1 protein-coding gene is annotated in these 1015 nt (G+C 48.5%); it reads left to right on the top strand.

The features are described from left to right. Window positions 1–257: 257 nt before the first annotated feature. Window positions 258–1015: glycosyltransferase family 4 protein (locus A0F92_RS00590; RefSeq protein WP_167516669.1), on the top strand; the 758-nt coding region annotated here is incomplete at its 3' end.

Genomic DNA, 1015 nt, shown 5'->3' on the forward strand with positions numbered 1-1015 from the left:
CGTGAATGGTGAATACTAATAAACTACTGAATAGGGTAGATACTGCGGGGAAGAGTGAGGTAGCGGAGGGACGCTGCGGATCACGAAGCGAGCACCCGTACTCCAACACCGCAGCATCCCCCACGAACTCCCATCTACGTAAATGCCTATGCGTGAATGGTGATTACTAATAAACTACTGAATAGGGTAGATACTGCGGGGAAGGGGTAATTGGAATGGCACTGCGGGAACGAAAATCAGTGTAATCCTTCCATCCCATGAATCAGTGGTTCAGACAATGCATGCATCGTACCAAAGACCAACACCCAACGCCCCTATCCATGCAAATCGTTATCCGTTCACTCACTTTTCTGCCCAAGGTAGGCGGATTAGAAAACATGATGCACCAGTTGGCCCATACCTGGGCACAGCAAGGGCATGCCGTTACCGTTGTAACAGCGGTAACTGAGGAGGCCGCACCACAAGCCTACACCGTTTTGCGGAACCCCACTGAAAAAAAAGTGCGGCAACTGATACGAGCGGCCGATCTGTATCTGGAGGCGAATATTAGCTTAAAAACTTGCTTCACGGGCTTGCGTTTTCGGAAGAAATGGGTAGTGAGTCATCATTTGCCATATTATGATAAAGGATGGAAAAAATGGCTGAAATTGTTATTGACCCGATGGTCGCACAATATAGCCGTAAGCCAATATGTGGCACATACGTTGCCCGCACCGGCAGTGGTCATTCCCAATAGTTATGACTCTATTTTCAAGCATCTTCAATTACCGGAACGTCCCTATGATTTTATATTTGCCGGCAGGATGGTGTCGGATAAGGGGGTAGACCTTTTAATCACCGCATTCATACAATACCATCAAAACCATCCGCATAGTTGCTTATTAGTAGTAGGTGATGGGCCGGAACGGGCAGCACAAGAGGCACGCATTACAGCGGTAGGGATGACAGCAGCAGTTACCTTTACAGGCATATTGCGCGGAGAAGCGCTGGTGGCTGCTTACAATAGTGCCACCTT

It is taken from the genome of Hydrotalea flava (assembly GCF_001623405.1).
Classification (GTDB): Bacteria; Bacteroidota; Bacteroidia; order Chitinophagales; family Chitinophagaceae; genus Hydrotalea; species Hydrotalea flava.